The organism is Kitasatospora sp. NPDC101235 (assembly GCF_044767505.1).
Classification (GTDB): domain Bacteria; phylum Actinomycetota; class Actinomycetes; order Streptomycetales; family Streptomycetaceae; genus Kitasatospora.
This window is the reverse complement of record NZ_JBIWNZ010000014.1, coordinates 62,838-89,805: the sequence shown is the minus strand read 5'-3', so window position 1 is coordinate 89,805 and position 26,968 is coordinate 62,838. Positions and strand designations below refer to the sequence as shown.

At 73.4% G+C, this 26,968-nt stretch carries 23 protein-coding genes and 1 pseudogene; 13 read left to right on the top strand and 11 right to left on the bottom strand.

What is annotated here, in order from left to right; all coding sequences use genetic code 11:
- The first annotated feature begins 1 nt into the window (after window position 1).
- A complete protein-coding gene (locus ACIRRH_RS23475; RefSeq protein ID WP_403070655.1) occupies window positions 2-2,407 on the top strand; it encodes an FxsB family cyclophane-forming radical SAM/SPASM peptide maturase in 2,406 nt (801 codons plus the stop codon).
- 158 nt (window positions 2,408-2,565) lie between these two features.
- Window positions 2,566-3,279 (top strand): aminoglycoside N(3)-acetyltransferase, encoded by a 714-nt coding sequence (locus ACIRRH_RS23470; RefSeq protein WP_403070653.1) that lies wholly within the window; start codon window positions 2,566-2,568, stop codon window positions 3,277-3,279.
- Window positions 3,280-3,322: 43 nt separating this feature from the next.
- Here ACIRRH_RS23470 and ACIRRH_RS23465 read toward each other — a convergent pair whose 3' ends face one another.
- Both ACIRRH_RS23465 and ACIRRH_RS23460 read right to left on the bottom strand, forming a co-directional pair.
- Entirely contained in the window at window positions 3,323-3,841 is a 519-nt protein-coding gene (locus ACIRRH_RS23465) for a hypothetical protein (protein WP_403070650.1), read from the bottom strand.
- A 150-nt stretch (window positions 3,842-3,991) separates the two neighbouring features.
- The gene (locus ACIRRH_RS23460) at window positions 3,992-4,363 is read right to left on the bottom strand and encodes a winged helix-turn-helix transcriptional regulator (RefSeq protein WP_403070648.1); all 372 of its coding nucleotides are present in this window, start codon (window positions 4,361-4,363) and stop codon (window positions 3,992-3,994) included.
- A gap of 77 nt (window positions 4,364-4,440) precedes the next feature.
- Here ACIRRH_RS23460 and ACIRRH_RS23455 point away from each other — a divergent pair, with 77 nt between their 5' ends.
- Both ACIRRH_RS23455 and ACIRRH_RS23450 read left to right on the top strand, forming a co-directional pair.
- A complete protein-coding gene (locus tag ACIRRH_RS23455) occupies window positions 4,441-5,079 on the top strand; it encodes an NADPH-dependent F420 reductase (protein ID WP_403070645.1) in 639 nt (212 codons plus the stop codon).
- 49 nt (window positions 5,080-5,128) lie between these two features.
- Window positions 5,129-5,251 (top strand): annotated as a pseudogene (locus ACIRRH_RS23450) (N-acetyltransferase); the annotation flags it as partial.
- 48 nt (window positions 5,252-5,299) lie between these two features.
- Here ACIRRH_RS23450 and ACIRRH_RS23445 read toward each other — a convergent pair.
- Together ACIRRH_RS23445 and ACIRRH_RS23440 are read right to left on the bottom strand one after the other, a co-directional pair.
- Window positions 5,300-5,494 (bottom strand): DUF397 domain-containing protein, encoded by a 195-nt coding sequence (locus ACIRRH_RS23445; protein WP_403070642.1) that lies wholly within the window; start codon window positions 5,492-5,494, stop codon window positions 5,300-5,302.
- Window positions 5,495-5,778: 284 nt separating this feature from the next.
- Window positions 5,779-5,979: a DUF397 domain-containing protein gene (locus ACIRRH_RS23440; protein WP_403070639.1), complete on the bottom strand. Its 201-nt coding sequence runs from the start codon at window positions 5,977-5,979 to the stop codon at window positions 5,779-5,781.
- A gap of 197 nt (window positions 5,980-6,176) precedes the next feature.
- Here ACIRRH_RS23440 and ACIRRH_RS23435 point away from each other — a divergent pair, with 197 nt between their 5' ends.
- From ACIRRH_RS23435 to ACIRRH_RS23425, 3 genes are read left to right on the top strand one after another with little or no spacing between them, the layout of a single operon-like run.
- Entirely contained in the window at window positions 6,177-7,649 is a 1,473-nt protein-coding gene (locus ACIRRH_RS23435) for a TIR-like protein FxsC (protein ID WP_403070636.1), read from the top strand.
- Window positions 7,646-11,653 (top strand): FxSxx-COOH system tetratricopeptide repeat protein, encoded by a 4,008-nt coding sequence (fxsT, locus tag ACIRRH_RS23430; RefSeq protein WP_403070634.1) that lies wholly within the window; start codon window positions 7,646-7,648, stop codon window positions 11,651-11,653. The genes ACIRRH_RS23435 and fxsT overlap by 4 nt, the downstream gene beginning before the upstream one ends.
- A gap of 30 nt (window positions 11,654-11,683) precedes the next feature.
- Window positions 11,684-12,646, top strand: coding sequence for a 2-hydroxyacid dehydrogenase (locus ACIRRH_RS23425; protein ID WP_403070631.1), 963 nt, complete (start codon window positions 11,684-11,686; stop codon window positions 12,644-12,646).
- On the opposite strand, the gene ACIRRH_RS23420 is transcribed toward ACIRRH_RS23425, so the two are convergent.
- From ACIRRH_RS23420 to ACIRRH_RS23410, 3 genes are all read right to left on the bottom strand, one after another.
- Complete coding sequence (locus ACIRRH_RS23420; protein WP_363390214.1) at window positions 12,617-13,513, bottom strand: alpha/beta fold hydrolase; 897 nt, start codon at window positions 13,511-13,513, stop codon at window positions 12,617-12,619. The genes ACIRRH_RS23425 and ACIRRH_RS23420 overlap by 30 nt on opposite strands.
- 23 nt (window positions 13,514-13,536) lie before the next feature.
- Entirely contained in the window at window positions 13,537-14,454 is a 918-nt protein-coding gene (locus tag ACIRRH_RS23415) for a DUF4231 domain-containing protein (RefSeq protein WP_403070628.1), read from the bottom strand.
- A 326-nt stretch (window positions 14,455-14,780) separates the two neighbouring features.
- Window positions 14,781-15,545, bottom strand: coding sequence for a sugar isomerase domain-containing protein (locus ACIRRH_RS23410; RefSeq protein WP_403070625.1), 765 nt, complete (start codon window positions 15,543-15,545; stop codon window positions 14,781-14,783).
- A gap of 220 nt (window positions 15,546-15,765) precedes the next feature.
- On the opposite strand from ACIRRH_RS23410, the gene ACIRRH_RS23405 reads away from it, so the two are divergent.
- Window positions 15,766-16,458 carry a metal-dependent transcriptional regulator gene (locus tag ACIRRH_RS23405; RefSeq protein WP_403070622.1) on the top strand — a complete coding sequence of 231 codons (693 nt, stop codon included), beginning with the start codon at window positions 15,766-15,768 and terminating at the stop codon, window positions 16,456-16,458.
- 449 nt (window positions 16,459-16,907) lie between these two features.
- Here the strand turns inward: ACIRRH_RS23405 and ACIRRH_RS23400 are convergent, their stop codons facing one another.
- Window positions 16,908-17,621: a bifunctional DNA primase/polymerase gene (locus tag ACIRRH_RS23400; RefSeq protein WP_403070620.1), complete on the bottom strand. Its 714-nt coding sequence runs from the start codon at window positions 17,619-17,621 to the stop codon at window positions 16,908-16,910.
- Window positions 17,622-17,927: 306 nt separating this feature from the next.
- Between ACIRRH_RS23400 and ACIRRH_RS23395 the strand changes: the two genes are divergently transcribed.
- Together ACIRRH_RS23395 and ACIRRH_RS23390 are read left to right on the top strand one after the other, a co-directional pair.
- The gene (locus ACIRRH_RS23395) at window positions 17,928-19,304 is read left to right on the top strand and encodes a transcriptional regulator (RefSeq protein WP_403070617.1); all 1,377 of its coding nucleotides are present in this window, start codon (window positions 17,928-17,930) and stop codon (window positions 19,302-19,304) included.
- Between the two features lie 230 nt (window positions 19,305-19,534).
- Window positions 19,535-20,701 carry a hypothetical protein gene (locus ACIRRH_RS23390; protein ID WP_403070614.1) on the top strand — a complete coding sequence of 389 codons (1,167 nt, stop codon included), beginning with the start codon at window positions 19,535-19,537 and terminating at the stop codon, window positions 20,699-20,701.
- A 75-nt stretch (window positions 20,702-20,776) separates the two neighbouring features.
- Here the strand turns inward: ACIRRH_RS23390 and ACIRRH_RS23385 are convergent, their stop codons facing one another.
- On the bottom strand, window positions 20,777-22,078 hold the full coding sequence (locus tag ACIRRH_RS23385) for an ABC transporter substrate-binding protein (RefSeq protein WP_403070612.1): 1,302 nt from the start codon (window positions 22,076-22,078) through the stop codon (window positions 20,777-20,779).
- Window positions 22,079-22,252: 174 nt separating this feature from the next.
- Between ACIRRH_RS23385 and ACIRRH_RS23380 the strand changes: the two genes are divergently transcribed.
- The gene (locus ACIRRH_RS23380; protein WP_224284990.1) at window positions 22,253-22,768 is read left to right on the top strand and encodes a hypothetical protein; all 516 of its coding nucleotides are present in this window, start codon (window positions 22,253-22,255) and stop codon (window positions 22,766-22,768) included.
- A 169-nt stretch (window positions 22,769-22,937) separates the two neighbouring features.
- Window positions 22,938-23,804 carry a formyltetrahydrofolate deformylase gene (purU, locus tag ACIRRH_RS23375; RefSeq protein ID WP_403070610.1) on the top strand — a complete coding sequence of 289 codons (867 nt, stop codon included), beginning with the start codon at window positions 22,938-22,940 and terminating at the stop codon, window positions 23,802-23,804.
- Window positions 23,805-23,815: 11 nt separating this feature from the next.
- On the opposite strand, the gene ACIRRH_RS23370 is transcribed toward purU, so the two are convergent.
- Together ACIRRH_RS23370 and ACIRRH_RS23365 are read right to left on the bottom strand one after the other, a co-directional pair.
- Window positions 23,816-25,024 (bottom strand): zf-HC2 domain-containing protein, encoded by a 1,209-nt coding sequence (locus ACIRRH_RS23370; protein WP_403070607.1) that lies wholly within the window; start codon window positions 25,022-25,024, stop codon window positions 23,816-23,818.
- Window positions 25,021-25,587 (bottom strand): sigma-70 family RNA polymerase sigma factor, encoded by a 567-nt coding sequence (locus ACIRRH_RS23365; protein WP_403070604.1) that lies wholly within the window; start codon window positions 25,585-25,587, stop codon window positions 25,021-25,023. Before ACIRRH_RS23365 ends, ACIRRH_RS23370 begins: the two co-directional genes overlap by 4 nt.
- Before the next feature lie 648 nt (window positions 25,588-26,235).
- Here ACIRRH_RS23365 and ACIRRH_RS23360 point away from each other — a divergent pair.
- Window positions 26,236-26,709 carry an ATP-binding protein gene (locus ACIRRH_RS23360; protein WP_403070601.1) on the top strand — a complete coding sequence of 158 codons (474 nt, stop codon included), beginning with the start codon at window positions 26,236-26,238 and terminating at the stop codon, window positions 26,707-26,709.
- Window positions 26,710-26,968: the final 259 nt, after the last annotated feature.

Genomic DNA, 26,968 nt, shown 5'->3' with positions numbered 1-26,968 from the left:
CATGACGACGTCGACTCCGCTGCCGTTGACGCAGTTCGTGGTCAAGATGCACAGCAGGTGCGATCTGGCCTGCGACCACTGCTACGTCTACGAGCACGCGGACAGCAGCTGGCGTTCCCGGCCGAAGGTCATCGCGGACGGGATCCTGGCCAAGGCCGCCGAACGCATCGGCGAGCACGCGGCCGCCCACCGGCTGCCCGCCGTCCGGGTCGTCCTGCACGGGGGAGAACCCCTGCTCGCCGGCCCGGACCGCTTGCGCCGCGCCGCCGGGGCGCTCCGGGCGGCGCTCCCGCCCGGCTGCGCGCTCGACCTGCGCATCCACACCAACGGCGTGCTGCTGAGCCGGGACTTCTGCTCGCTGTTCGCGGAGCAGGACATCAAGGTCGGCATCTCGCTGGACGGCGACAAGGCCGCCAACGACCGCCACCGGCGGTTCGCCGACGGGCGCAGCAGCCATCCGCAGGTGCTGCGGGCCGTCGCGCTGCTGAACGAGCCCGGGTACCGGCACCTGTTCGCCGGGCTGCTGTGCACCATGGACGTCGGGAACGACCCGGTGGCCGTGTACCGGGCGCTGGCCGAACTCCGCCCGCCCGCCGTGGACTTCCTGCTCCCGCACGCCACCTGGGACGAACCGCCCAAGCGCCCCGCCGGGCTGGGCGCCACCCCGTACGCCGACTGGCTGCTGACCGTCCACAGGCTGTGGGAAACGGACGGGCGCCCGTTCGCCGTACGGACCTTCGAGTCCGTGCACCGGACCCTGCGGGGGTTCTCCAGCCTCACCGAGTCGCTCGGCCTGGAGCCCTCCGACCTGGCGGTCCTGGAGACGGACGGGACCTTCGAGCAGGCCGACAGCCTGAAGACCGCGTACGACGGCGCGCCCGTCACCGGGATGAACGTCTTCGCGCACAGCCTCGACGACCTCGCCCGCCACCCCGGCATCGCCGCCCGCCAGTCCGGCCTGGCCGGACTGAGCGAGGCCTGCCGCGCCTGCTCCGTGGTCCGCTCCTGCGGTGGCGGGCTGTACGCCCACCGCTATCGGAGCGACGATGGAGGAGGCAGCTTCGACCATCCCTCCGTCTACTGCGGTGATCTCATGACGTTCATCAACGGCATTGCGGGGAGCGGGAGTCCGTCGGTCGTACCGGCACAGGGGGCCACCGCCCCGGCGCCCGGCGCGGAGCCGCTGCTGCCCGGCGCGCTCACCCCGTCGCAACTCGACGAGCTCGCGCGCGGATACGGGAGCGCGGAGACCATCGCCGCGCTCGGCCGCTCCCAACTCGCCCTCACCCGGGCGATGCTGGCCGCCGCCTGGGACGCCTCCGGACAAGGACGGGCCGAGGCGTGGGCCCTGCTGGCGGAGCTCGACGTGGCGGCCCCCGCCGCCGTGGACGCCGTGCTCGCCCACCCGTACGCCCGCGCCTGGGCGGCCCGCCGGCTCGCCGGCGACCTCCCGGTCGGGCTCGGCCCGCTGGCCGCGCTCGCCGCGGCGGCCGCGATGCGGGCCGGACGGGGGGACGCGGTGGCGGTGCCCGTGCGGGGCGGGTGGCTGCACCTGCCGACGCTCGGCCGGATCGCCGTACCCGACGGCGAGGCCGTGGTCACCGGACGGGCCGACGGCTTCGAGGTGCGGGCGTCCGACGGCTCGGTGCACACCGTGGTGGACGAACCGCTGCGGCGGGTCCGGCTCGCCGACGGCTGGACGGTCGCCCTGGAGGACGCCGACCCGCTGCGCGACTGCCACGACCACCCCGTCGCGGACCGCCTGTCCGAGGGCGAACTGCTCGACTGGACCGGCGCGTTGCGCGAGGCCTGGGAACTGCTCGGGCGGGACCTGCCCGGGTACGCGGAGGGCATCCGGGCCGGCCTGGCGACGGTCACCCCGTTGCGGCCGGGCCCGACCGGCCGGGACGTCAGCTCGGCGGCCCGGCAGGCCTACGGCGCCGTCGGCATCGCCCGGCCGGCCACCGCGCCGACCCTCGCCCTGCTGCTCGCGCACGAGTTCCAGCACGTCAAGCTCGGCGCGGTGCTGGACCTGACCGACCTGTACGACCGCGCCGACTCCGCGCTGTACTTCGCCCCCTGGCGGCCCGACCCCCGGCCGTTCGAGGGGCTGCTCCAGGGCACGTACGCCCACCTGGCCGTCACCGAGTACTGGGGCACCCGCACCCTCGTGTACGACGGACTGCCGGGCACGGCCGCCGACCGGGCGCGCGAACAGTTCGCGCTCTGGCGGCGGTACACCGCCGAGGCCGTGGAGCGGCTGGCGTCGTCCGGGGCCCTGACCGGGACCGGCCTGCGCTTCGCCGACGGCATGCGTGCCACCGTCGCACCCTGGCTCGCCCTGCCGCTGCCCGCCGCCGCCGAGCAGGCGGCCGACCGGACACGGCGGGAACGGGCCGGGGTCTGACCTCCCACTCGCGCCGCCCCGGGTCCTCCCTCGCCCGGGGCCCTCAACCCCGGGGAACCGCCATCCGCACCGAACCCCTCGGCGGCAGCGTCGCCGTCGCCTCCCCCGTCCACCCCCTCGTCCGCGACTTCGTCGACCTCGGGGTCCGCCCGGGCACGGTGCTGCACGTCCAGGCGTCCCTGCGCGCCCTCGGACCGGTGCCGGGCGGGGCGGCCGGTGTGGTCGAGGCCCTGCTCGACGTCCTGGGCCCCGACGGCACCTTGGTCGCCTACACCGCCACGCCCGAGAACTCCGCCACCTCCCGCATCCACCAGACCGCCACCGCCGGGCTCTCCCCGGTGGAGGTGGCCGACTACCAGGCCCGGATGCCCCGCTTCGATCCGGCGACCACCCCGGCGTCGCCCTCCGTGGGGGTGCTGTCGGAGGCGATCCGCACCCACCCGGGCGCGCTGCGGAGCCTGCACCCGCAGACCTCCTGGGCGGCGGTGGGCCGGCTCGCGCGGGAGATCACCGAGCGCCACCCGCTGACCTCCCACCTCGGCCCGGAGTCGCCGCTCGGACGGCTCTACGAGCTGGACGCCCGGGTGCTGATGATCGGCGTCCCGATGGACCGCCTGACCGCCTTCCACCTGGCCGACCTCCGCATGCCCGACGTCCCCGTACGCGAGTACCGCTGCGTCGGCCCCGAGGGCTGGACCACCTTCCGGGCCCCCGACCTGGACGACGTCCACTTCGGCCCCCTCGGCGCCGAGGTCCTGAGCACCGCCCACGGCATCACCACCGCCCGGATCGGCACCGCCGACTGCCGCCTCGTCCCGGTCCGGGAGGCCGTCGACCTCGCCGAGTCCGTCCTCCGCCGCAGCCGCCCCTGAACCCGGCTCCCTGCCTGCGCCGAGGAAGGCCCCCATGCCTTTGTCATTCCGGTATGAGGTCGTCGGTGGCGCGCACGGCCTGCTGGAGAAGTTCGAGGGCATGGGGCGCCTGTTCCTGACCGATCACAGCAATGTCGGCCACGTACTGGCCGTACCGCAGTCGGCCGTACCAGCGTTCGCACCCGTTCACCGAGTCGCTGTAGACGAGGCAGGAGTAGAATTGTTCGTCCGCCTTCGAGCTGCCGGGGAGCTCGACCGGCTGGAAGGTCCACGGTTTGTCGTCGTCCGCCACGCGCCGGTGGAAGTAGAGCCAGGCCCAGGTCGGGGAGTCGAACCGCTTGACGCCCTGCGAGAAGCCGTGGCGCAGGATGTCGCTACCGTGGAGCACGAAGTTCCGGTACTCCTCTTCGTCGAGCCCCGGCTCGGACAGATACGCGCCCCCGGGGTAGCTCTCCCAGAGATCCGGCCCAGGTGGGGACTGCAGCAGGAGCTGGGTGAGCGCGGGCTCTCCCCGCCACTGCCCGGCCAGCGGGACATTCCACAGCAGGACCGCGGCAAACACCGGCCCGACGGTGCCCGCAGCCAGGACCCGGCCGAGCCGTGTCGCGGGTATCCAACGCATCGTCACGCATGGGGCGACGCGCGAGGCGCTCGCCCGGTTGCGCCCAAGGTACTTGGTCCGATCGGCTGGCGAGCCCGCTTGCCATCGGCGTCAACCGCGACTGTGTCCAGCTTCCTCCGCCTGCTCTCGCGCTGCCATCACGTCTTCGCCGTGTTCGAAGGCCCAGGTGCCGAACGCTTCGAGCGGCTCCAGCAGTGTCCGCCCCAACCCGGTGAGGGAGTACTCCACGCGCGGCGGCGACCCGGCGTACGCGCGGCGCTCCACCAATCCGTCGAACTGGAGCCGACGCAGCGTCTCCGTAAGGACTTTGGGACTGATCCCGCCGATCCGCTCGCGCAGCTCACCGGGCCGCGCGGGGCCCCCGCGTAGCGTCCACACCACCACGGCGTTCCAGGTGTTGGCGAGCAGATCGAAAGCGAGCCGGGCACGACAGTCGGCGACGAATCCCTGATCAGTGGTCACTTACCAGATGGTGCCCGAGCAGCTTCCTAGTGTCGTCCCGAATCCGACGACAGGGATCACTACGAGAGGCTGGACTGATGAGGATCGGGATTGCCGGTACGGGCAACATGGCGCGGGTGCTGGGTACACGATGGTCGCGTGCCGGCCACGACGTACTGGTGGGCGGGCGGGACACCGGCCGCGCCGCGGCCCTGGCGGACCAGATCGGCGCACAGGCGGGGACTCTGCGGGACGCGGCCCAGCACGGCCAAGACGCGATGCTGCTGGCCATACCGTACTCAGCGGCGATCGGCGTGGTGTCCGGCCTGGCCGACACCGTACGAGGCCGAACACTGATCGACTGCACCAACCCGATCGCGCCGGGCTTCGTCCTTGAGACCTGGGGCGGCCCCTCGGCGGCCGAGCGCATCGCGGCCGCAGCGCCCGGCGCGTCCGTGGTCAAGGCATTCAACCTCTGTCACGAGAGCGTGTGGCGGTTGACCCCGCCGGTCTTCGGCGGACGCCCCCTCGCGGTGCCGATCTGCGGTGACGATGCACCGGCTCTCGAAGCGGTACGGTCCCTTGTCCGCGACCTCGGCTGCGTGCCGGTCAACGGAGGAGGGCTCGACCGGGCGGGCCTGCTGGAGGCGACGGCCGCACTCCTGATCGGCCTGTGGGTGGGTGAAGGTGCGGACGCTCAGGCGATCGCGCCGCCGCTGGAGTACGCGGGGGGTTGATCTCTCCTGATCCGCGATCCTGCGTCGGACCGACGCAGGAACTGGCGCGGCCCTGGACGCGTTGGTGCCGCAGTGGATCGTCGCCGACTGGCCGTTCGAGCAGCCGCGCTTCCTCGGCCGCGGGATCTCCTGGTCGGACTGGATCGCCCTGCCTGCGCACCCCGACGCGTGAGTCGTTGCCCCCGCGCCCCGGCCCATCGCCGGGGCGCAGGGATGGGGTTCAGAAGGTGAAGTGGTCGAACTCGCCGGCCTTGGCGCCGCGGATCCACGCGTGGAGCTTGGTGCGGGTGGTGGTGACGATGTGGGTAGGGTCGTCGGATTCGCGGATGTAGACCAGCTCGCCGGCGGAAGCGATCTCGACACAGTTGGCCTGGTCGCTGCTGAAGCTGGACTTCTGCCAGTTGAGCTGGTGCATGACTATCTTCCCTGGACCTTGTAGCGGATGTGCTGGATCAAACCCAACGAGTCCCGATCGGCGGGGGCCCTCCGCCCAGCTCGGGGAGGCCGTCATGAACGGCCAGGTCCTGGTCTCCCTCGGCAACGTTCCGGCCAGCACTCTGATCAACCTGCTCGCGCTCGTCCGCGAGTTCAGGCGCCATCGGTGACAGGCGCACGCGGGCCCCGTTCGTTGAACGGGGCCCGCGCCTTTGTGTGGGGCGGCTCGGGGGCGGCTCGGTGCGGCCGAGCCCCCCACCCCGCTCAGGCGTCCGCGACGAAGTGGTCGAACTCGCCGGCCTTGGCGCCGAGGACCCAGGCGTTGAACTTGGTGCGGGTGGTGGTGACGACGAGGGTGGGGTCGTCGGACTGCCGGATGTAGACGTGGTCGCCCTCGGAGGCGATCTCGATCCAGTCGTCCCTGTCGCTGCTGGTACTGGACCTCTGCCAGTCGAGGTGGTCCACGGATGTCCTCCCGGTGGTGCGCGGCGGCCGGAACGAGGGTACTGCTCCCAGTGCACGGACTGCGGCATCGTTTCGGTCATGTCAATTCGTGCGAGACGTTGTGCTATTCCATTGGGGTGTCAGTCGTTCCTACACTGAAGCCCCGCCGCACGGGGGCTGCGGGAGGCAGGTTGCCGACGGGCCCGGGGGAGGCGCGTGTGACTGACCGGGGCTGGGACGAGGACGACGCCCGGCCGTACTTCTTCCTCTCCTACGCGCACACTCCCAAGGCCGGTGCGCGGGGCGCGAGCGATCCGAACCACTGGGTCAGGCAGTTGTACCGGGACCTCTGCGAGGCGGTGCTCCAGCTCACCACCGTCCCGGACGGGGTCGCGGTCGGCTTCATGGACGAGTCCATGCACCAGGGCGAGTTGTGGGCCGAACGGCTGTCCGACGAGTTGGCGACGTGCCGGGTGTTCGTGCCCCTCTACTCCCCGAGGTACTTCAACAGCGTTCCGTGCGGCCAGGAATGGCACGCCTTCACCCGCCGGCCGGTCTACCCGGCGAACCTCGACTACGAGCGCACCAGCGGCATCGTGCCGGTGCTGTGGGCGCCGATGAGCCGCTACCGGCTGCCGAACGTGGCCAGTGAACTCCAGTTCAACCACACGAGTTTCGGGCCCGAGTACGCCACCGAGGGCCTGTACGCGCTGATGAAGCTCAGCTACTTCCGCTCCGCCTACGAGCTGGCCGTGCACCGGCTGGCAGCCCGGATCGTCCAGGTCGCCGAGGAGACGGTGATCCCGGTGGGGCGGCGGCTGGAGTTCAACGGCCTCCCGAGCGCGTTCAACGTCACCGCCCCGACCAAGCAGCTGCGGATCTCCGTACTCGCCTACCACCAGAACGAGGTGCCCGGCGACCGCAGCCCCGACTACTACGGCGAGCGGCGCACCGACTGGCACCCGTACCAGCCGGTCGGCTCGCCGATCGCCCAGCACGCGGCGCGGCTGGCCCGGCAGTTGGGGTTCCAGCCGACCGTGCACGAGTTCGACGACGAGGTCGAGTCGATCATCGAGGGCAACGCCGAGGCGCCCGGCCTGCTGCTGCTCGACCGCTGGACGCTGCGCGACCCGCGACGGCGCGAGCTGGTCCGGCGCTTCGACCGCTCGGAGGCCGCCTGGGTGAGCATCCTGGAGCCGTTCAACGGCGACGACCCGGAGTGCGCCGATCGTGCGGACGAGCTGGGCGACCTGAGCGACGAGACGCTGCGCATCACCCGGCGGGCGAGCCGGCCGAGCTTCCTCGGCGCGACCGGCCCGACCGGGCTGCACACGCTGGAGGACTTCGACGACGCACTGCCCCGGGCGGCGATGAAGGCCAAGTACGCGTTCGAGGGCCGCACCCGGGCCGAACCGGAGGAACCGCCGCCGCCCCGGCCGAGCCTGCGGGAAGCGTTCCGGCGCGGAGGAGGCGGGTACGGATCGGACGGAGCCCAGGCGGACCCCTTCGACGACCCCGACGGCGGCGACCAGGACAACGGCAGCACCGGCAACACCAACGGCAACGGCCGCACCCACCGCCGAAGTCGGAACACCGGCAACGACCCGCACCGCGAGCACGACCCGTACCGCGACGACGGCGATGAACCCGATGACGGGATGGCGCCCTTGGGAGGACGAGGACCGCGATGACTGACAACCGCACCAGGAACCTCCGCCTCGGCGGGCTCACCCCCGTCGATCCGGCCGCCCAGCGGGAGGCCGAGCGGCAGGCGGCGGATCAGGACCGCAACGGCCGGATCATCACCTTCTACTCGTACAAGGGCGGCACCGGCCGCACCATGGCGCTGGCCAACACCGCCTGGATCCTGGCCGCCAACGGTTTCCGCGTGCTCACCGTCGACTGGGACCTGGAGGCGCCCGGCCTCGCCAAGTTCTTCCACCCGTTCCTCGACCCGGCCTCGCTGGCCGGCACCACCGGCATGATGGACCTGATCGCCGAGTACCGCGAGGAGGCGCTGCGCCCGGTGGAGCACGCCGAGGGCTGGCACCTGGACTTCGCCCGGGTGCACCCGCACGCGCTCTCGCTCACCTGGCCGTACTTCCCGTCCACCGGCAGCCTGGACTTCCTCTCCGCGGGCCAGTTCAACCGCGACTACTCCGAGGCCGTCACCCACCTCGACTGGGACATCTTCTACGACCGCTTCGACGGCGGGCAGTTCTTCGACGCCCTCAAGGCCGACATGGCCAAGCGCTACGACTACGTGCTGATCGACTCCCGCACCGGCCTGTCCGACATCGCCGAGATCTGCACCGTCCAGATGCCCGACGACCTGGTGGTCTGCTTCACCCTGAGCGACCAGTCCATCGACGGCGCCTCCCGGATCGCCCAGCACATCCACGACCGCTACCGCGAGCGCGACATCCGCATCCTGCCCGTCCCGATGCGCATCGACGAGGGCGAGAAGGAGAAGGCGGACGCCGGCCGCGCCCTCGCCCGGGTCCGCTTCGACGGCCTGCCGGCCGGCCTGAACGGCGAGGAACTCGCCCAGTACTGGGGCTCGGTGGAGATCCCGTACCGGCCGTTCTACGCCTACGAGGAGATCCTCGCGACCTTCGGTGACCAGACCGGCACCCCGACCTCGATGCTGGCCGCCTGCGAGCGGCTGACCTCCATGCTCACCGACGGCCGGGCGCCCGGCCTGCCGCCGATGGACGAGACCGTCCGGCTGCGCTACGTGGACGCCTTCACCCGCCGCCGCCCGTCCGTGCCCGCCGACCTCTACCTGTCCTACGTCCCCGAGGACCGGATGTGGGCGGACTGGATCGAGTCCGTCCTCACCCGGGCCGGCTTCCGGGTGCTGCCCCGTGACCTCAGCGCCGGCACCGACCCGCGCGAGGAGACCGAGCGCGGCATCGACTCCGCGTTCCGGACGGTCGCCGTGCTCTCGCCGGCCTACCAGCGTTCCCCGCAGGCCCGGGCGCTGTGGGAGTCGGTGGTCAGCTCGGACCCGTCCGGCACCCGGCGCCAGCTGCTGCCGGTCCGCGTCGGGGACGTCCGGCTGACCGCGCCGTTCAGCAACCGCAACCCGGTCGACCTGGTCGGCCGGGACGAGAACCAGTCGATCCTGAGCCTGCTGCGCGCGCTCGGCCGCGGCGAGGTGCCGCTGGACGACGCGCCCAACGGCGGACCGCGCTTCCCCGGCAGCAAGCCCTCGGTGTGGGACGTCCCGCCGCGCAACCCCTCCTTCACCGGGCGCGCCCCCGTCCTGGAACAGCTGCGCAACCAACTGCGCGGCGGCATGGCGGCCGTGCTGCCCACCCCGCAGACCCTGTACGGGCTCGGCGGCGTCGGCAAGACCCAGGTGGCGCTGGAGTACGCCCATCGCTTCATGTCCGACTACGACCTGGTCTGGTGGATCGACGCCGAGCAGACCGAGCTGGTCGCCCCGGCGCTCGCCGAACTCGCCCGCCGGCTGGGGCTGCGGGTCGGCGACTCGGTCACCGAGGCCGCCGAGGCGGCCCGGGAGGCGCTGCGGCGCGGCGTGCCCACCTCGCGCTGGCTGCTGATCTTCGACAACGCCGACGAGCCCGCCGAGATCCGCCGGTTCTTCCCCGGCGGCTCCGGCCACATCCTGGTCACCTCCCGCAACCAGGCCTGGACCGGGCACGCCGAGGCGCTGGAGGTCGACGTCTTCACCCGCGGCGAGAGCGTCGAGCACCTGTGCCGGCGCGCCCGCAGCCTCTCCCGCCCGGACGCCGACCGGGTCGCCGAGGCGGTCGGCGACCTGCCGCTGGCCGTCGAGGTGGCCGCCGCCTGGCTGGACACCACCGGCACCCCGGTGGAGACCTACGTCTCCCAGCTGCACGCCGAGGCCGCCCGCGCGCTGGCCGTCGGCCGCCCGGCCGACTACCCGACCCCGGTCGCCGCGACCTGGAACGTGTCGATCGGACGGCTGCGCCAGCAGTCCCCGGCGGCCGTCCGGCTGCTCCAGCTCTGCGCGTTCTTCGCGCCCGAGCCGATCTCGATGAACCTCTTCTACAGCGACCAGATGATCCGGGCGCTGGTGAAGTTCGACGCCGACCTCAGCGACAAGTTCATGCTGGGCAAGGTGATCCAGGCGATCGGCCGGTACGCGCTGGCCAAGGTCGACGCCGGCAGCAACAGCTTCCAGGTGCACCGGCTCGTCCAGGCGGTGATCCGGGCCGGGATGACCGCCGACGAGCAGGAGATCGCCGTCCACGAGGTGCACCGCATCCTCACCGGCGCCCGGCCCGTCCTCGGCGACACCGACGACCCGGCCAACTGGCCCGCCTTCGACGAGATCTGGCCGCACCTGTCGCCGTCCAAGGCGCACAACTGCGACGAGGCGGACACCCGCCAGCTGCTCATCGACCGGGTCCGCTACCTGTGGAAGCGCGGCGAACTCGACCGCGCCCGCGACCTCGGCCACGCCCTGGACGCGGAGTGGACCGGCAAGCTCGGCGAGGACGACCGGCAGACCCTGCTGCTGCGCTTCCAGCTCGCCAACGTGCTGCGCTCCCAGGGCAACTACGCCGAGGCGCTGGCCCTGGACGAGGACACCCTGGAGCGCCAGCGGGCCCTGCTCGGCGAGCACCACCCGTACACCCTGATGACGGCCGGCTCGCTGGGCGCCGACCGCCGGGCGCTCGGCCGGTTCCAGGCCGCCCTCGACCTCGACCGCGAAATCCTCGACCAGTTCCGCGAGTTGTTCGGCGACGACAACCCGCGCACGCTCTCCATGGCGAACAACCTGGCGATCGACTACCGACTGGTCGGCGACAGCGAGGCGGCCCGCGAACTCGACCAGGAGACCCTCGACCGGCGCACCGCCGTCCTCGGCCCCAAGCACCCCTACACCCTGTCCACCAAGTCCAACCTGGCCCGCGACCTGCGCGAACTCGGCGACTACCGCGGCTCGGTGGACCTGCTCCAGGAGGTCACCTCCGACCTCGGCGACGTGCTCGACCCGGACCTCCCGGAGAACCTGCGCAACGCCAAGTCGCTGGCCGTCTCCCTGCGCCGGATCGGCCAGCTCGCCGAGGCCCGCCGGATCACCAAGGAGACCTACGAGCGCTACCTGGAGCGCTACGGCGCCGACGCCCCCGACGCGCTCGCCTGCGCGCTCAACCTGGCCGCCGACCACAGCGCCTCCGGCGACAAGGAGGCCGCCCGCGACCTGTGCTCCACCGTCTTCGAGGGCCACCGGCGGCTGTTCGGCGACGAGCACCCGTTCACCCTGGCCTGCGCCAACAACCTCGGCATCTACCTGCGGGGCAGCGGCGACGTCCAGGGCGCCATCGAGCGCGGCCGGCTCACCGTCGAGGGGCTGACCCGCTCGGTCGGGCCGGAGCACCCGTACACCCTCAACGCGATGATCAACCTGGCCAACGCCTACGGCGACGACGGGCAGATCGACCGCGCGGAGCGGCTCGGCCGGGCCGCCTACCAGGGGCTGTGCGACCGCTACAGCGCCCAGCACCCGGACGCGGTGGCCTGCGAGGCCAACCTGGCGATCACCCTGCGGTCGGGCGGGCGGCACACCCAGGCCGCCGAGCTGCGGGCGCGGGCCATCTCCGAACTGATCCGGCAGGTCGGCGAGGAGCACCCCAACACGGTCTCCGCGCGTGGCTGGAAGCGGATCAATCGCGACCTGGAGCCGCAGCCGGTCTGATCGGGAGGGGGCGGGGTACGCTGCCGAACCATGAACACCCCGCCCCCGGTCCTGGTCACCCGGCGCCTCGCCCCCGGCGTCATCGAACGGCTCACCGCGCACCACGCCGTCACCTACCACGACTCCGACCTGACGATGGACCGGGCCGAGCTGCTGGACGCCGCCCGCGGCCGGCGGGCCGTGATCACCACCCTGGACGACCGGGTGGACGACGAGTTCCTCGACGCGGCCGGCCCGCAGCTGGCCGTCGTCGCCAACCACGCCGTCGGCTACCACAACGTGGACGTGGCCGCCTGCGCCGAACGCGGCGTGCTGGTCACCAACACCCCCGGCGTGCTCACCACCGCCACCGCGGACATGGCCTGGGCGCTGCTGCTGGCCGCCACCCGCCGGCTCGGCGAGGGCGAGCGGCTGCTGCGCTCCGGCGAGCCCTGGGCCTGGGCGCCGAACTTCCTGCTCGGCCTGGAGCTGGCCGGCACCCCGCTGGGCGTGCTCGGCATGGGCCGGATCGGCCGGGCGGTGGCCCGCCGGGCCCGCGCCTTCGACATGCCGGTCAGCTACCACAACCGCGGTGAACTGCCGGCCGAGCAGGCCGAGGGCGCCGACTGGAAACCGCTGGAGGAACTGCTCGCCACCTCCACCGTGCTGGTCGTCACCTGCCCGTTCACCGCCGAGACCCGCCACCTGCTGGACGCCCGCCGGCTCGCCCTGCTGCCGCGTGGCGCGGTGGTGGTCAGCATGACCGCGGGCGTGGTGGACGAGGAGGCGCTGGCCGCCGCGCTGGAGTCCGGCGCGCTGTTCGCCGCCGCCGTGGACAACTTCGAGCACGAGCCGGCCGTCCCGTCCGCGCTGCTCGCCCAGGAGCGCGCGGTGCTGGCCCCGCACCTGGGCAGTGCCACCGTCCGCACCCGGCAGGCGATGGGCGGCCTGGCGGTGGACAACGTGCTGGCGGTGCTCGGCGGCTCAGCGCCCCTGACGCCGGCGAAGGGCTGACCCCGGACCGCCCCAGCCGGCCGCCCAGGCGAGCGCGGTGGTCATCACCCGGAACGCCCCGAAGTGCGCGGCGCCGGGCTCCAGGAACAGCTCGGCGTCCGGGATGTGGTCGGCCAGCCAGCGGGAGTGGTCGACCGGCGAGAACTGGTCGTCCGCGCCGTGCCAGAGCCAGGCCGGCACCCGGACCGACCCGACCTCGAACCCCCAGTCGGCGGTGAAGGCCAGCACGTCGTCGATCCAGCCGTCCGCGCCGTGCCGGAACGCCTCCCGGTAGTTGCTCTGGAGCATCCGCCGCAGCCCGCTGTCGGCCACCACCTCCCGGTCGGCGGCGGAGAGTTCGGTGCGCAGCCCGTTCAGCAGCCGGACCGGGTCGTCCTTGATCTGCCGGGAGCGGAACTCCATCGCGTCGGCGATCCGGCCGTGCCCCCGCTCGGCCTCCCGGTAGGCACGGACGTTGGACGGGGTCATCCCCGCGTACCAGTCCAGGCCGGCCGCGTTGCGCGGCGCGAGGCCGACCAGCACCGCCACCCGGCTGACCCGCTCCGGCAGCAGCGCCGCGCAGGCCAGCGCGTGCGGGCCGCCGCCGGAGCGGCCGAGCACCGCGAAGCTCTCCAGCCCGAACTCGTCCGCGATGGTCCGCACGTCCGCGGCCGCCGCGCTCACCCGGCGGCCGAACAGCCGGGTCGAGTCGCCGTAGCCGGGCCGGTCGTACGAGATCAGCCGTACGCCCAGCCGGTACAGCACCGTGCTGCGCGGGTGCGGGCCGACCCGGCTGCCGGGCATGCCGTGCAGCAGGAACACCGGACGGCCGCGCGGGTCGCCGAGGGACTCGACGGCGAGCGCGCGGTCGTCCGCCGTTTTGACCATCCGTAACGACACCTGCGGCCTCCTCAGTGCTCCGGGTCGGTTGCGTGCTCCCGGTCGGTGGTGGTGCGCACCTCCCGGCGGGCCTGCCAGGTGGTGTGCTCGCGGGAGATCGCGTCCTCGGCGTCCCGGGCCAGGCGGGCCCAGATCTCCTCGGCCTCCATCGACTCCAGGTCCAGCTGGGCGAGTTGGCGCTGGATCTGCGCCAGCTCCTCGGCGGCCAGGGCGTACGCGGCGGCCAGCGGCCGGTACTGGCGCAGCTGCGCCCAGGCGGTGACCGAGGCGGCCACCGCCGAGACCGTGCCCAGCGCGTCGTAGCCGAACGCGCCGAGCGCCCGCAGCAGGGCGAGCACCAGGCCGAGCGCGGGCAGCAGCACACCCAGCACCCCGGCCCAGTGCCCGGCGCGGGCGCAGTGGCGGGCCTTGGCGCGGTACCAGTCGTGCTGCAGCTGGATCCGCTCGGCCAGGTACACCTCGCGGCGCACCGCCAGCGGCTGCTCGCGCAGGTCGCGCATCGCCGGGGTGATCCCCGCCCCGTCCTCCGGGACGGCCACCGGGCTGTCCCGGAACGCGCCGAGCACCCGGGCGAGCTGGAAGTGGTACAGGCCCTCGGCGTCCGGCAGGGCGCGCGGCGGCGGCTGGTAGGCGTCGGCCCGGACGGCGTACTTCCAGGCCAGCGTCTTCACCGACTCGGCGGCCGCCCGGCCCTCGTACCAGAGGCCCTGCGGGTTCTGCCGGCTGACCACCACCGCCAGGGCGATCGCGCCGAGGTAGGCCACCGCCGCCGACCAGGCCCAGGGCTCGCCGTCGGCCGAGCCGGTCGCCGCGGCGAGCACCAGCAGGACCAGCTCCCAGGCGGAGAGCCGCACCGAGCGCCGCTGCCCGTGCAGCGAGGCCGCGTCGGCGGCCCAGAAGAACCCGGGCAGCAGGTCCCGCTCACGCATCCACCCGGTCCGTCCCGCAACAGACGCCATGTTCGGCCCCCACCAGTCGCTCCGGTCGCACCGCTCTCCTGCCCCGGGCGGCTCGCCGGTACGCCTGGTGACGGCCGGGGCGGCCGGATGTGGCCGGGAAGCCCCGGTGGTTGTCCGGTACTCCCCGTGTTCGATCCGGCACCCAGCGTGCGAGAGGGGTGACGAGGGCGCGCGGCGGGCGGCGGATGCGCGCGGGCGACCGCCGGGTGCGGGCGGGAGAGCGCGGACCGGCGGGTGCGGATCAGTGCGTGCGTGTCAGTGCGTGCGGATCAGTGCGTGCGGGCCCGGCAGGTGCATCAGTAGGTGTAGAAGACCCGCTCGGCGTTCTCGGCCATCTGCTTGGCGTTCCACTCGGTGCCGCCCGGGACGTTGCCGGAGCGGAACAGCGGCGGCGCGGGGCACTCCCCGGCGGCCGCCCGGTCGGCCAGCCGGCCGACCGCCGAGGCGACCACGGCCTGCATCAGTGCGCTGGTCACGATGGTGGAGACCGGCCCGAAGGTGGTCTCGGCACCCGGGTGGGTCAGCTCGCCGTCGCCGACCGCGATCTTGCTGTCCAGCACCACGTCGCAGTGGTCCTTCAGGTAGGTGCCGGTCGGGTGTGCCGAGGGCACCTCCCGCGGGTACGCCAATGAGGTCACCCCGACCACCTTCAGGCCGCGGTCCCGGGCGTACCGGGCCAGCTCGACCGGCATCACCTGGCGGCCGGAGAGCGAGATCACGAACAGCAGGTCCCCGGCGGTCGCCGGGGTCAGGTCCAGGGCGGCGGTGGCCAGCCCGGAGACCCGCTCCAGCGCGCTGGACAGCGGCGCGGGCATCACCGTCACCCCGGCCATCCCGGGCACGTTCAGCAGGTTCACCGGGACCAGCCCGCCGGCCCGGTAGACCACGTCCTGGGCCGGCAGCGCGGAGTGCCCGGCACCGAAGGTGAAGACCCTGCGACCCTCGGTCATCGCCTCCGCCAGCAGCGCGGCGGCGGCCTCGATGGCGTCGGCCTCCTCCTCGCGGACCCGCTGGAGGTGGGCGATGGCGGCGTCGAAGTACCTGCCGACCAGGTCGTTCATCTGGTGCCTTCGCTCTCTGCCGGTGGGGGAGCCGGCCGGGTGGGGTGGTCCGGGTGGTCCAGACCGCCGGTGGAGAAAGCTTCGGCGAGCACGGTCGCGCCCCGGCGGCATCGTTGTCAACAGGAACAAAACGCCTCTCCGGAGCCCCTGGGCGGGCCCGGTTGCCGGTCCGGTACGTCAGAATTGGCGATGAGGACACCGAAGAACGGAGCCAGCGGCGATGTCTGGGCTGATCGACACCACTGAGATGTACCTTCGCACCATCCTGGAGCTGGAGGAGGAGGGCATCGTCCCGATGCGCGCCCGGATCGCGGAGCGCCTGGAACAGAGCGGGCCCACGGTCAGCCAGACGGTCGGCCGGATGGAGCGCGACGGGCTGCTCCAGGTCGCCGGGGACCGCCACCTCGAACTGACCGAGGACGGCCGCCGGCTCGCGGTGCGCGTCATGCGCAAGCACCGCATCGCCGAGTGCCTGCTCGTCGACGTGATCGGCCTGGAGTGGGAGCAGGTGCACGAGGAGGCCTGCCGCTGGGAGCACGTGATGAGCGAGACGGTCGAGCGCAAGGTGCTCGCCATGCTCGGCCACCCCACCCAGTCCCCGTACGGCAACCCGATCCCGGGCCTGGACGAGCTGGGCGACACCAAGGCCGAGGGCGAGGGCTTCGACGCCGGACTCGTCCCGCTGGACACCGTCAAGCCGGGCGACGCCGGGGCCGACGTGGTGGTCCGTCGGATCGGCGAGCCGATCCAGACCGACAGCGCGCTGATGAGCACCCTGCGCCGGGCCGGTGTCCGGCCGGGCTCCACGGTCAAGGTCAACGTCGGCGTCGCCGGTGTGCTGGTCGGCACCGGCGACAACGCGGCGGAGCTGGGCAAGGACATCGCCCAGCACGTCTTCGTCGCCCAGGCCTGAGCCGCCGGCTCCACACCCCGGACGCCGGCTCCGAACTCGAGGCGCCGGCTCCGAACAGCCGAGCGGGCCCGCTGCTCTCCCCCAGCCTTCGGCCGGGAGGTACCCCGTGCAGCGGGCCCGCTCGCCTCCCCGTTCCCTCCCGTCCCTCCCGTTCCCCTCCACCGCCGCCGCCCGGCTTCCCCGTCCGAGCGCCCCTGCCGGCGTCCCCACACATCGCAAATCCTCCCCTCGGCCGATCATGGCAATCCTTGAGTGCTGTCACTCGTACGAGGGGCTTCTCCGGTTGATCAGCGGGTACACGGAAGCCTTATCCGGACATGCGTATGACGGACCCCGTCTCCGGTGGGAGACAAGGCCCGTCACTCGCGCGCGTTGTGTCGCGCATTGCGCGCCCTCACCCGATCGGCGGAGGGCGGCAGATCCAGGGGCCGGACGGAGCCGGTCCGGGCTCAGCCCACCGGCGCCGGCCGGGCGGCCCGGGCGGCGCGGACCGAGCGCGCCTCGCGTCCGCAGGCGTACGCGAGCGGGCTGATCAGTTCGGCGGCGTCCGGCAGCCAGCGGTTGAGCGCGGAGGGGGAGCGGGCCCACTGGGCGTACCCCAGGGATCCGATCCGGGACGGCGGGGCGACCGTCCAGTCCCCCTCGCCGCGGGCGACCAGGTCCAGCCGGCCGGGCGGCCGGCCGAGCCGGCGGAGCATCTCCGGGAGCCTGGCCGCGGCGCCGGGCAGCACCAGGAAGTGCAGCCGTCGCCCGATCCGCCCGGACGCGGCGGGCTGGACCACCACCGGGCCGAGCTGGAGGTCCATCCGCTCCATCCGGGCGAGCGCCAGGCAGCCGGCCGTCTCCGGGACGTCCAGGGCGTCGAACGAGCGCCCGGTGGGCAGCAGGATCGACGCCTGCGGCCGCTCGGTCCACCAGTGCCGCACCGCGTCGGGACCGGCGCTCGCCTTCCGCGCCCAGTCCGGGTCCAGCGGGTGGGCGCCCGGCATCGTGCAGCGCCGGTCACCGCAGGAACAGCGGACGTCGTCGTCGCCGTCGTCGATCAGCCAGGCGCCCGGCGCCACCTCCCAGTGGCGGGTCTCGGCGTAGCCGATCGCTTCGGCGAGCAAGGGGGGCGGAGCGGCCTTCTCGTTCCGGCCCGCGGCGTCGGGGATGTCTTCCACGGGGTACTCAACTACCGTGTGTGAGGCTGGTTACGGCCCGATGGCGCCCGGTTGGGTGCATCCCGGCAATGTCACCCGTTCCGGTTAGTCGACCGAATTGAAGGGGCCGAGGGCAGGCGCAGCGGGGGCGCACAGGAGCATTTCCCAGGGCGCAAGGGGGGTGCGGTTCGTCACCGTGGGTATCCCGCTGGCGTTGCTGATCGCTAACCTGGTGTCAGATTCCTTGGACGGTCGGACAGTCGGCAACAGATCAGCAGAATCGTCGCCCGCCGGCCGGGACCGGAGGGTGTGGGGAGGCGAAGCCCAATGGCCGCGAGACCACTCGTCGCACGACAGCCCAACGAGCGTCTGCAGCAACTGATCCAGGAGGCCAGCTGCTCCAACGCCGGCCTGGCCCGGAGGGTCAACCTCTGCGGCGCCGAGCACGGGCTGGACCTTCGGTACGACAAGACCTCCGTCGCCCGCTGGCTGCGCGGGCAGCAGCCGCGCGGGCAGGCGCCGGCCGTGATCGCCGAGGCCCTGGGCCGCAAGCTCGGCCGCAGCGTGTCGGTCGAGGAGATCGGCATGGCGGACGGCAAGAACCTGAGCTCCGGCATCGGGCTCCAGTTCGCGCCGACCATCGGTGCCGCCCTGGAGCAGGTCTGCGAGCTGTGGCGCAGTGACGTCGGCCGGCGGGACTTCCTGACCGGGGCGACGGTCGCCGCCTCCGCGCTGGTGGAGCCCAGCCGGGACTGGCTGATCACCCCGCCGGACCCGGTGGTGGCGCGGGCCGGCGGCCCCCGGGTCGGTCCGACCGACGTGGCCGCGGTCAGGGCGACCACCGCGATGCTGGTCGACCTGGACCACCGCTTCGGCAGCGGCCACGTGCGTCCGGTGGTGGTGCACTACCTCAACTCGGTGGTCTCCGGCCTGCTCGGCGGCGCCTACCGGGAGGAGACCGGGCGCCAACTCTTCGCCGCGGTGGCCAGGTTGACCGAACTGGCCGGCTACATGGCGGTGGACACCGGGCAGCCCGGGCTCGCCCAGCGCTACTACATCCAGGCGCTGCGGCTGGCCCAGGCCGCAGACGACCGCGGATACGGCGGCTACGTGCTGGCCGCCTCGATGAGCCACCTGGCGGCCACTCTCGGCAACCCGCGGGAGATCGCCCAACTCGCCCGCGCCGCACAGGAAGGCGCCCGCTCGGTGGCCACCCCGACGGCGATGGCGATGTTCTACGCCGCCGAGGCCCGCGGCCACGCCCTGCTCGGCGACGCCCGCTCCTGCGAGACGGTGTCGGCCAGGGCGCTGGAGATGATGGAGAAGCGCCGCCCGGAGGACGACCCGGACTGGATCGCCCACTTCGACGACGCCTACCTCGCGGACGAGCTGGCCCACTGCCACCGGGACCTGGAGCAGGCCGGCCAGGCCGAGCACTACGCCCGCCGGGCGCTCGACCTGCACCCGCCGACCCGGGTCCGGCGTCGCGCGGTGGACCTCGTCCTGCTGGCCACCGCCCAGCTCCAGCAGCGGGACCTGGAACGTGCCTGCGAGACGGGTGCCCAGGCGGTCCGGCTGCTGAGCGGGCTGCGCTCCAACCGTGGCGTGGAGTACCTGGACGAGTTCCGGCGCCGGCTGGAGCCGTACCGGGAGCAGCGGGTGGTCCGCGAGTTCCATGCCCGGGCGGATGCCGAGGCGGCTTAGGGCCTGCCTGTCACCTGGGCCTGCTTCGCCCTGGGGCCGGGTGCGGCCCGAGCCCGGGGCGGCCCACGGACCGTCTGTGCAGGGAGCGTGACGGATGTCCCGCCCACGTGGTCACCCGGTGAGGCGAACCGGTAGCGTGGGCGCGACGTCCAAGGAACTGTGATGCTCCCAAGAACCGACGAGATGTGGTCCGCCGTCAGCGCGCGGTCCTGCACAGGTGAGGAATCGCGTTGAGTCAGCGCCGCTCGTACCCGAACTCCGGTGACTTCAACCTGGACGACCTGTTCCGCCCCGAGCCCGGCCAGCCGCAGGGGCAGCCGGGCCAGCCGCAGGCCCACTCGGCCGTGCCGCCGGTGGGGCAGCCGTCCGGGCAGCCGGAGTACCTCGGCGAGGGCGCGCACGCGCTGCCGACCCAGGCCATGCCCGCGCAGCCGGTGCCCGGCCAGGGCGCCCCGTGGGGTGCGCCGCAGCCCGGGTACGGCGCCCCGCAGCCCGATCCGGCCCCGGAGACCCAGCACCTGCCGCCGTACCCGGTCGGCGACCCCCAGGCGGCCGGCTACCCGGGGCAGGTCCAGCCCGGCTACCCGCAGCCGCAGCCCGCGCCGGGGTACCAGGCCTACCCGCCGGCCGCGCAGCCGGCCTACCCGGCGCAGGACTACCAGCACGGCTACGCCCCCGAGCAGGGCCAGGACTACGGCCAGGGTTTCGACCAGGGGTACGACGCGACCCAGGCGGGCGGCTCGGGCCGCGGCGGACGCCCGTCCAACAAGCTGATCATCGGCGGCGTGGTGGCGGGCTGCGCGGCGGCCGGCATCCTGGTCGCCGTCCTGGCCGGCGGCGGCGACGAGCCCAAGGACGCCAAGAAGACCACCCCGGTGGCCGCCGCCAGTACCACCGCCGTCGGCCCCGGCACGCCGAGCGCGAGCGGCTCCGGCGCGGCCGTCGATCCGGACGTCAAGGCCCAGGCGCAGCCGCTGTCAGACCTGCTGGGCACCGCGAGCGACAGCCGCAGCTCGGTGGTCTCCGCGGTCGGCTCGGTGCAGAAGTGCGACAAGCTGCCCGAGTCCCAGCAGGCGCTGACCGCCGCGGCCGGCAAGCGGCGCGAGCTCCAGGGCAAGCTCGGCCAGCTGAAGACCGACAAGCTGCCCGGCGGCCAGCAGCTGGTCGACCAGCTCAACGCGGCCTGGACGGCCTCGGCCCAGGCCGACGACGAGTACGCGGCCTGGGCGCAGGACGCGCAGGGCTCCTGCGACGCGAAGAAGCAGGACAACCAGCACTACAAGAACGCCGTCCAGGCCAGCGGCACCGCGACCACCGCGAAGAAGCAGGCCGCCACGCTCTGGAACGCGATCGCCGCCCAGACCGGACTGCCCAACCGGAGCGACGGCGACCTGTGAGCGACGACGGCCGGTGAACGACGGGAGGGGGGACGGGCCTTCCGGCCGTCCCCCCCTCGCCCCGGGTGGTTCGCCTCAGGCCGGCGGCCGGCCCCCGGTGAGCGCCCAGCGGATGTCCACGAAGCCCGGCTGCTGCAGGGTCATCCGGCCGTTCTTGACCACCTGGTAGGTGACCCAGGTGTTCACCAGCCGCGGTGACCCGCTGCTGGGCAGCATGTTGGTGGTGCCCCAGTTCAGCGGCGGGGTGATCCCGATGTCGATGCCCTCGCCGCTGTCCAGCAGCGAGGAGACCGCCTTCGGGGTGACCGGTCGGCCGGCCTCCGCCAGCTTCTGCACCGCCGTCCGGAACACCTCGTACGCGACCCAGGTGGTCTGAACGCCCGGGTCGGAGACGTCGATGGGGCGTCCGCCGGTGGTGTCGGAGCGCACCACCGCGCGCAGCCCGTCCCAGATCTTCGCCGACTCCGGCGGGTACCAGCTGGTGACGTAGACGCCGCCCAGCGGGCCGGAGTCGCCGCCGGTGGAGTCCACCACCGACTGCTGGACGCTGCCGATCACCGAGGCGATCCGGGTGTTCTTCGGGTTCAGCCGCCGGTAGGAGTCCAGCAGGTTGCCGGTCGGCTCGGCGGCCAGGGCGCTGGTGACGCAGTTGCCCGGCTCGTCCTTGCCGACCGCCTTGCGGACCACCGGGGTGTAGTCGGAGGACTGCTCGGGCGCCTTGACGTCCGTCAGCTTGATCCCGGCCGGCCGCAGCGCGGTGCCCAGGTAGCCGAGCAGGTTGTCGCCGGCCGGGGTGTCCGGGCGGACCAGGGCGACGGCCTTGCAGCCGGCGTCCACCAGCTGGCGGCCGTTGCCCGCGATCAGTGCCGGCATGCCGCCGTCCACCGGGTAGGACAGCGGGCTGGAGAACTCCGGCTGGGAGAGCCCGTAGCCGCCGATCAACGGGATGCCGGCGCGCTCCAGCACCGGCATGAACGCCTCGCCCCACTGGCTGTAGGAGCCGATCACGGCGACCACCTTGGCGTCCACCGCCTGCTGGGCGCAGGCGCGGGCACCGTCCGCGGTGTTGTGCTCGTTGCAGGTGAGCACTCGCAGCCGGTGGCCGTTCAGTCCGCCCTTGGTGTTGACGTCCTGGCCGATGGCGGAGGCGAGCGCGGTCATGCCCGGGCGGTCGGCGGATGCGGTGCCGGACGGGGCCCAGGTCATCACGGTCAGGTCGTCACCGCTGGTGGAGGCATCGGCCGGTCCGCCGCACGCGGTGGCCGAGAAGAGGGCGGGGAGCAGGGCCGCGGCGGTCACCGCGGCTGCGATCGGGCGTCGGCGGCGGCGTCGCACGACCTGGGGACGGCCCTGGAACGAGTCCCTTCGGCTGGTCATCGGTATTCCCTCTCTGGGGCGCACTCCGGCGCACCGGATCAAGCCAAGCCCCGGCGCCACAAGCCGAGAGGGCCGAAGTGCGAACGGACGGCAAACGGCGGCCGAAATCCGGAGCGGTACGCGTGTAGATCGCGAGTGGAGCACGAACAGACAGGGAACGTACGATCGTTCACCATGTCCGCCAGCACAGATTCTTCGCACCGGTCCGCCCGAAACCCTTCTCGTCCGGGCCACCGCTCCAGCACGATGGGCGGCATGCCGCTCAACGACCTGCCCTGGTGGCGCTGGCGAGCCCGACTGCGCTCGGCGCTGCACATGCTGTCCGACCCCGGTTTCCAGCAGGAGACCTGGCTGACCGGCCGGGAGGGGTACGGCGACGTGACCGACGCCGTCTACCGGCTGGTCGAGGACACCTGGCTGGACCGCTGGTCGGCCGAGAAGTACGTCGGAACGATCTTCCGTGACTCCGCCGAGGCCGCGCTGATGGACGTCGCGGTGCTGCGGGCCGTGCAGATGCTGCACGAGGTCGGTGCGGACGCGCCGACCTCCGCCTACCTCGGCCACCCCGGCTGGCCGGAGACCGTCCGGGCCGCCCGCGAGGCGCACGTCGCACTGGCCCTGGGCGACGGGGACGACCCGGACGCGGCGCCCAAGTCGCTGGACGTGCTGCGCATCCTCACCCAGGTCTGAGACCGGCCGGGTCCGGGGCCCGGCACCAACCGGGTCCGGGGCCGGGCACCGACCGGGACGGCGGCCGGGTGCCGCCGTCCCGCAGTGCGGGCAGCGGGGCGGCGGCCGTCCGGAATGTGACACGCTGGACCATCCACGCACGTCACGACCTCAGAACGGGATACCCCCAGTGGAACAGCAGCCGGCCAGCGCCCAGTACGTCCTCACGCTGTCCTGCCCCGACAAGCAGGGCATCGTCCACGCTGTCTCCAGTTACCTCTTCATGACCGGCTGCAACATCATCGACAGCCAGCAGTTCGGGGACGGCGACAGCGGGCTCTTCTTCATGCGGGTGCACTTCTCCGCCCCCGAGCCGGTCACCGTCGACAAGCTGCGGGCCAGCTTCGCCGCGATCGGCGCCTCCTTCGGGATGGACTGGCAGATCCACCCGTCCGAGGAGCGGATGCGGATCGTGCTCATGGTCAGCAAGTTCGGGCACTGCCTGAACGACCTGCTCTACCGCACCCGGATCGGCGCCCTGCCGGTGGAGATCGCCGCGGTGGTCTCCAACCACACCGACCTGCAGGACCTGACCGAGAGCTACGGCATCCCCTTCCACCACATCCCGGTCACCAGGGACACCAAGGCCCAGGCCGAGCAGCAGCTGCTCGACCTGATCGCCAAGGAGAACGTCGAACTGGTCGTGCTGGCCCGCTACATGCAGGTGCTCTCCGACCAGCTGTGCACCGAGCTGTCCGGCCGCGTGATCAACATCCACCACTCCTTCCTGCCGAGCTTCAAGGGCGCCAAGCCGTACCACCAGGCGCACGCGCGCGGCGTGAAGCTGATCGGCGCCACCGCGCACTACGTCACCGCCGACCTGGACGAGGGGCCGATCATCGAGCAGGAGGTCGCCCGGGTCACCCACGACGTCAGCCCCGACCAGCTGGTCGCGCTCGGCCGGGACGTCGAGTGCCAGGCGCTGGCCCGCGCGGTGAAGTGGCACAGCGAGCACCGGGTGCTGCTGGACGGGACCCGTACGGTCGTCTTCGCGTAGGCCCCGGGGCGCTACGGCCGGGAGAGCAGCGGGAGTGCGTGCAGCACCTCGCGGACCGCGGCCCGGTCGCCGTGCTCGCCGACCGGCAGCCGGTCCGGGTCGCGGTGCCCGGCGGCCAGCTGGCACAGCTCCAGGCCGTCCAGGACCATCGAGGCCACCGGCTCCTCGCCGGTCGGCCCGCCGGGGCGGTCGGTGCGGTCGTCGTCGCCGTCCAGGGTGATCAGCCACTCGCCGCCCGCCGGGCCGTCGACCATCAGCCGCACCCGTCGGGCGGTCCGCACCCCGCCCTCCGGTGCACCCGGCGCCCCGGCGTGCTCGGGGCGGGCCGCGCGCAGCCGGGCCAGCGCCCGGGGGAGCAGCCGGACCACCAGCTCCACCATCTGCCGCAGGTGCTGCGGTGCCGGCGGATCGTACGGGTAGGCGACCGCACGGGCCACGTCCTCGCCGTGCACGAAGCACTCGAAGGCGCGGTCCACGAAGGCGTCGCGCAGCGGCAGCACCGCGAAGCCGTAGTCGACCGGGGTGTTGCCCTGCGGTACCAGCGCGGCGCTGCGCACCAGGTCGTGGGCCTGTCGCCGCCAGCGGGAGCGCACCGACTGCGGGGCCAGGCAGCCCTGGTCCGCGATCAGCCGGGCGGTGCGCGCGGTGATCGCGCCGTACGGACCGCCCTGCGGCGGGACGCGCGGCACCGTCGGCCCGGCGGCCGGCTCCTGCGGCGGCACCCGCCGCCCGCCCGGCGCGGCGGGCAGGCCCGGGGCGGCCGGCACCGGATCGGGCAGACCGAGCGCCAGCGCCAGGAAGCCGTCCACCGCGGTCAGGTGACCCAGCACCTCGGCCGGGCGCAGCCACTCGGTGCCGCCGTGCCACGGCAGTTCGGCCACCTCCTGCCACTCCTCCGGGCCGAGGTCGCGCAGCAGCGCGTCGAGCTTGGCGGTCTCCGCCGTGTACGGCACGCCCCAGGCGGGGACGGGCAGTTCGGCCGGCCGGCGGGCCAGGCACCAGTCGAGCACCTGCTGGCGCAGCGAGCCGGGCTGGTCCAGCGGCTCGTCCAGGGAGAGCCAGCCGGCCGCCTCGCGCAGCCGGGCCGCCTCCTCGGCGCACTCCCGGCAGTCGCGCAGGTGCTGTTCCAACTCGCCGGCCTCGCGGGCCGGGCAGGCGCCGAGGGCCCACGCGCCGAGCAGCGAGCGCAGGGCGTCGTGCTGCTCCTCAGTGCTGCTCACGTCTCCCCGTTCCCGTCCCCGGTGCCGTCCTGGCGGGTGCGTTCGTCGGCCAGTTCGGTGGCCAGCAGCTCCAGACCGAGCCGCATCCGCTGCTTGGCGGCCTGCTCGCTGATGCCGAGCAGTCGGGCCGTCTCGCGGTACGTGCGGCCGTCGTAGTAGGTCACCGCGATGGTCTCACGCAGGGGTTGGGGCAGGGAGTCGACCACGTACTGCATCCGTGCCGCGGTGGCCACGGCACGGATCTCGGCCTCCGCGCCCGGTGCCTGTTCGGCGGCCCGCCGTGCCCGCAGCCGTTCGACCGCGCGGTGGTGGGTCAGCGCGCCGAGCCAGGAGCGCAGCGTGCCCCGGGCGGGGTCGTATTCCTCAGGGTGCTCCCAGACGTGGGCGAAGACCTCCCGGGTGAGCTGGGTGGCGGCCGCCTGGTCGGCCAGTATCCGTCCGGCCAGGCCGTGCACCATCGGCGCGAGCCGGTCGTAGAGTTCGCCGAGCGCCGTCTCCTCGCCGCGGGTGAGGCGGCGCTGCAACTGCTCGTCCCAGCGCGGGGTCCGCTCCGGGGTGGCCATCGGGAACCACCCTCCTGCCCGGGTTCGCTGGCGTACCCAACGGTATCTTGCGGCCGGGCGGCGCCGGGGGCGATTCCGGCAAGAACGGAACCGTTCCTCGTGGACCGGCGTCCCTGTGGATGCGCCTCCCGGCTCGGGCCTCCCGGCCCGGAACTCGGCTCGGACTCTCCCGCCCCCGGGCCGGATCGTCGGCGGTGCGACGGCCGGCCGGTGGGACCGTCGGTCGGTGCCGCTGTCCGAGGGCCGCCGGACCCATGTCGCACGGGTGGTCCGCGAGTGGCGGGCGGGGCGCGGGTGGCGCGCGGCGGTAGGTTCCCGACTGCGGGACCGGCTGGTCGGCCCGGTGCCGGCCGAGCGCCGGTACGAGGCTCGCGAGCGTGAGCGGGACAGTATGCACTGCCCTGTCGCCCGATCGCCGGAATATGCCCGAAGCGCTTGCTGCGGTCCGTCCCCCCGCCCATCCTGAGGCGTATTCGTGTCGCGGCCGGTGCCCGACCGACGAGACGGCGCGGACGAGTGGGCGCGGGCGGACGGACCGGGCGGGCGCCCGGGTACGGCTCGGGTGGTGCCGGGCGACGTGCGAGGGCCCGCCGGCCGATCCGGCCCGATCGGGACTATGGCCGAACTGCGAGTGCGGGTGGTGGAGCGGTGCAGGTTCTTCAGGTACAGCTGGCGGTGCAGGCTGACCCCGCCGAGGTCGGCCGGGCCCGCCGGTGGGTGCGCTCGCGGCTGCTGAACCACGGGGTGGACCCGGATGCGCCGATGGCCGAGACGGTGGTGCTGGTGGTCTCGGAGCTGGTCACCAACGCTGTGGTGCACACCGGCTGTCCGGCCGTCCTGCGGCTCTGTCTGCCGGTGGCCGACGGCACGCTGGAGGGCGGGTCGGCCACCCCGCTGCGGGTGGAGGTCGCCGACGCGAGCCAGGCCGCCCCGACCCCGCGGCACGCGGGCGCGGACGAGGACGCGACCAACGGGCGCGGCCTGGAGCTGGTCGAGCTGCTCTGCGAGCGCTGGGGCTGGTACCCGGACGGCTCGGGCAAGCGGGTCTGGTGCGAGATCGGCAGCGACGCCCGCCCGGCCGATCCGCTGGCCGACGTGGACTGGGCGGCTTTGGCGCAATAGCGGCTTTCGCGGCGGCCGTCGGGCCGTGCCGATCACCGGTGCCGGTCACAGGCCGAAAGGTGACGCAACCATTCCGAATTTCGGACTACCCATTGACGTGACGTATCCGACTGATCACGCTTGGGTGCGGCGCTCCGTCGCGAGGGGACGCCGAGGGGACGTCCGTCCACCGCCGTGGTGCTGCTGTCCAGGGGATTCGTGCCAGCAGGGGGGACCGCGGACGGCCGGTCGCGGGCCGCTCCTCGGCGAGTGCGGAGGG

Excerpts from the sequence above, each read along its gene's own strand:
- ACIRRH_RS23475 (WP_403070655.1), top strand. The coding sequence starts at position 2 with ATGACGACGTCGACTCCGCTGCCGTTGACGCAGTTCGTGGTCAAGATG.
- ACIRRH_RS23455 (WP_403070645.1), top strand. The coding sequence starts at position 4,441 with ATGAGGATCGGGATTGCCGGTACGGGCAACATGGCGCGGGTGCTGGGT.
- ACIRRH_RS23445 (WP_403070642.1), bottom strand. The coding sequence starts at position 5,494 with ATGCACCAGCTCAACTGGCAGAAGTCCAGCTTCAGCAGCGACCAGGCC.
- fxsT (WP_403070634.1), top strand. The coding sequence starts at position 7,646 with ATGACTGACAACCGCACCAGGAACCTCCGCCTCGGCGGGCTCACCCCC.
- ACIRRH_RS23425 (WP_403070631.1), top strand. The coding sequence starts at position 11,684 with ATGAACACCCCGCCCCCGGTCCTGGTCACCCGGCGCCTCGCCCCCGGC.
- ACIRRH_RS23420 (WP_363390214.1), bottom strand. The coding sequence starts at position 13,513 with ATGGTCAAAACGGCGGACGACCGCGCGCTCGCCGTCGAGTCCCTCGGC.
- ACIRRH_RS23415 (WP_403070628.1), bottom strand. The coding sequence starts at position 14,454 with ATGCGTGAGCGGGACCTGCTGCCCGGGTTCTTCTGGGCCGCCGACGCG.
- ACIRRH_RS23410 (WP_403070625.1), bottom strand. The coding sequence starts at position 15,545 with ATGAACGACCTGGTCGGCAGGTACTTCGACGCCGCCATCGCCCACCTC.
- ACIRRH_RS23405 (WP_403070622.1), top strand. The coding sequence starts at position 15,766 with ATGTCTGGGCTGATCGACACCACTGAGATGTACCTTCGCACCATCCTG.
- ACIRRH_RS23395 (WP_403070617.1), top strand. The coding sequence starts at position 17,928 with ATGGCCGCGAGACCACTCGTCGCACGACAGCCCAACGAGCGTCTGCAG.
- ACIRRH_RS23385 (WP_403070612.1), bottom strand. The coding sequence starts at position 22,078 with ATGACCAGCCGAAGGGACTCGTTCCAGGGCCGTCCCCAGGTCGTGCGA.
- ACIRRH_RS23380 (WP_224284990.1), top strand. The coding sequence starts at position 22,253 with ATGTCCGCCAGCACAGATTCTTCGCACCGGTCCGCCCGAAACCCTTCT.
- ACIRRH_RS23365 (WP_403070604.1), bottom strand. The coding sequence starts at position 25,587 with ATGGCCACCCCGGAGCGGACCCCGCGCTGGGACGAGCAGTTGCAGCGC.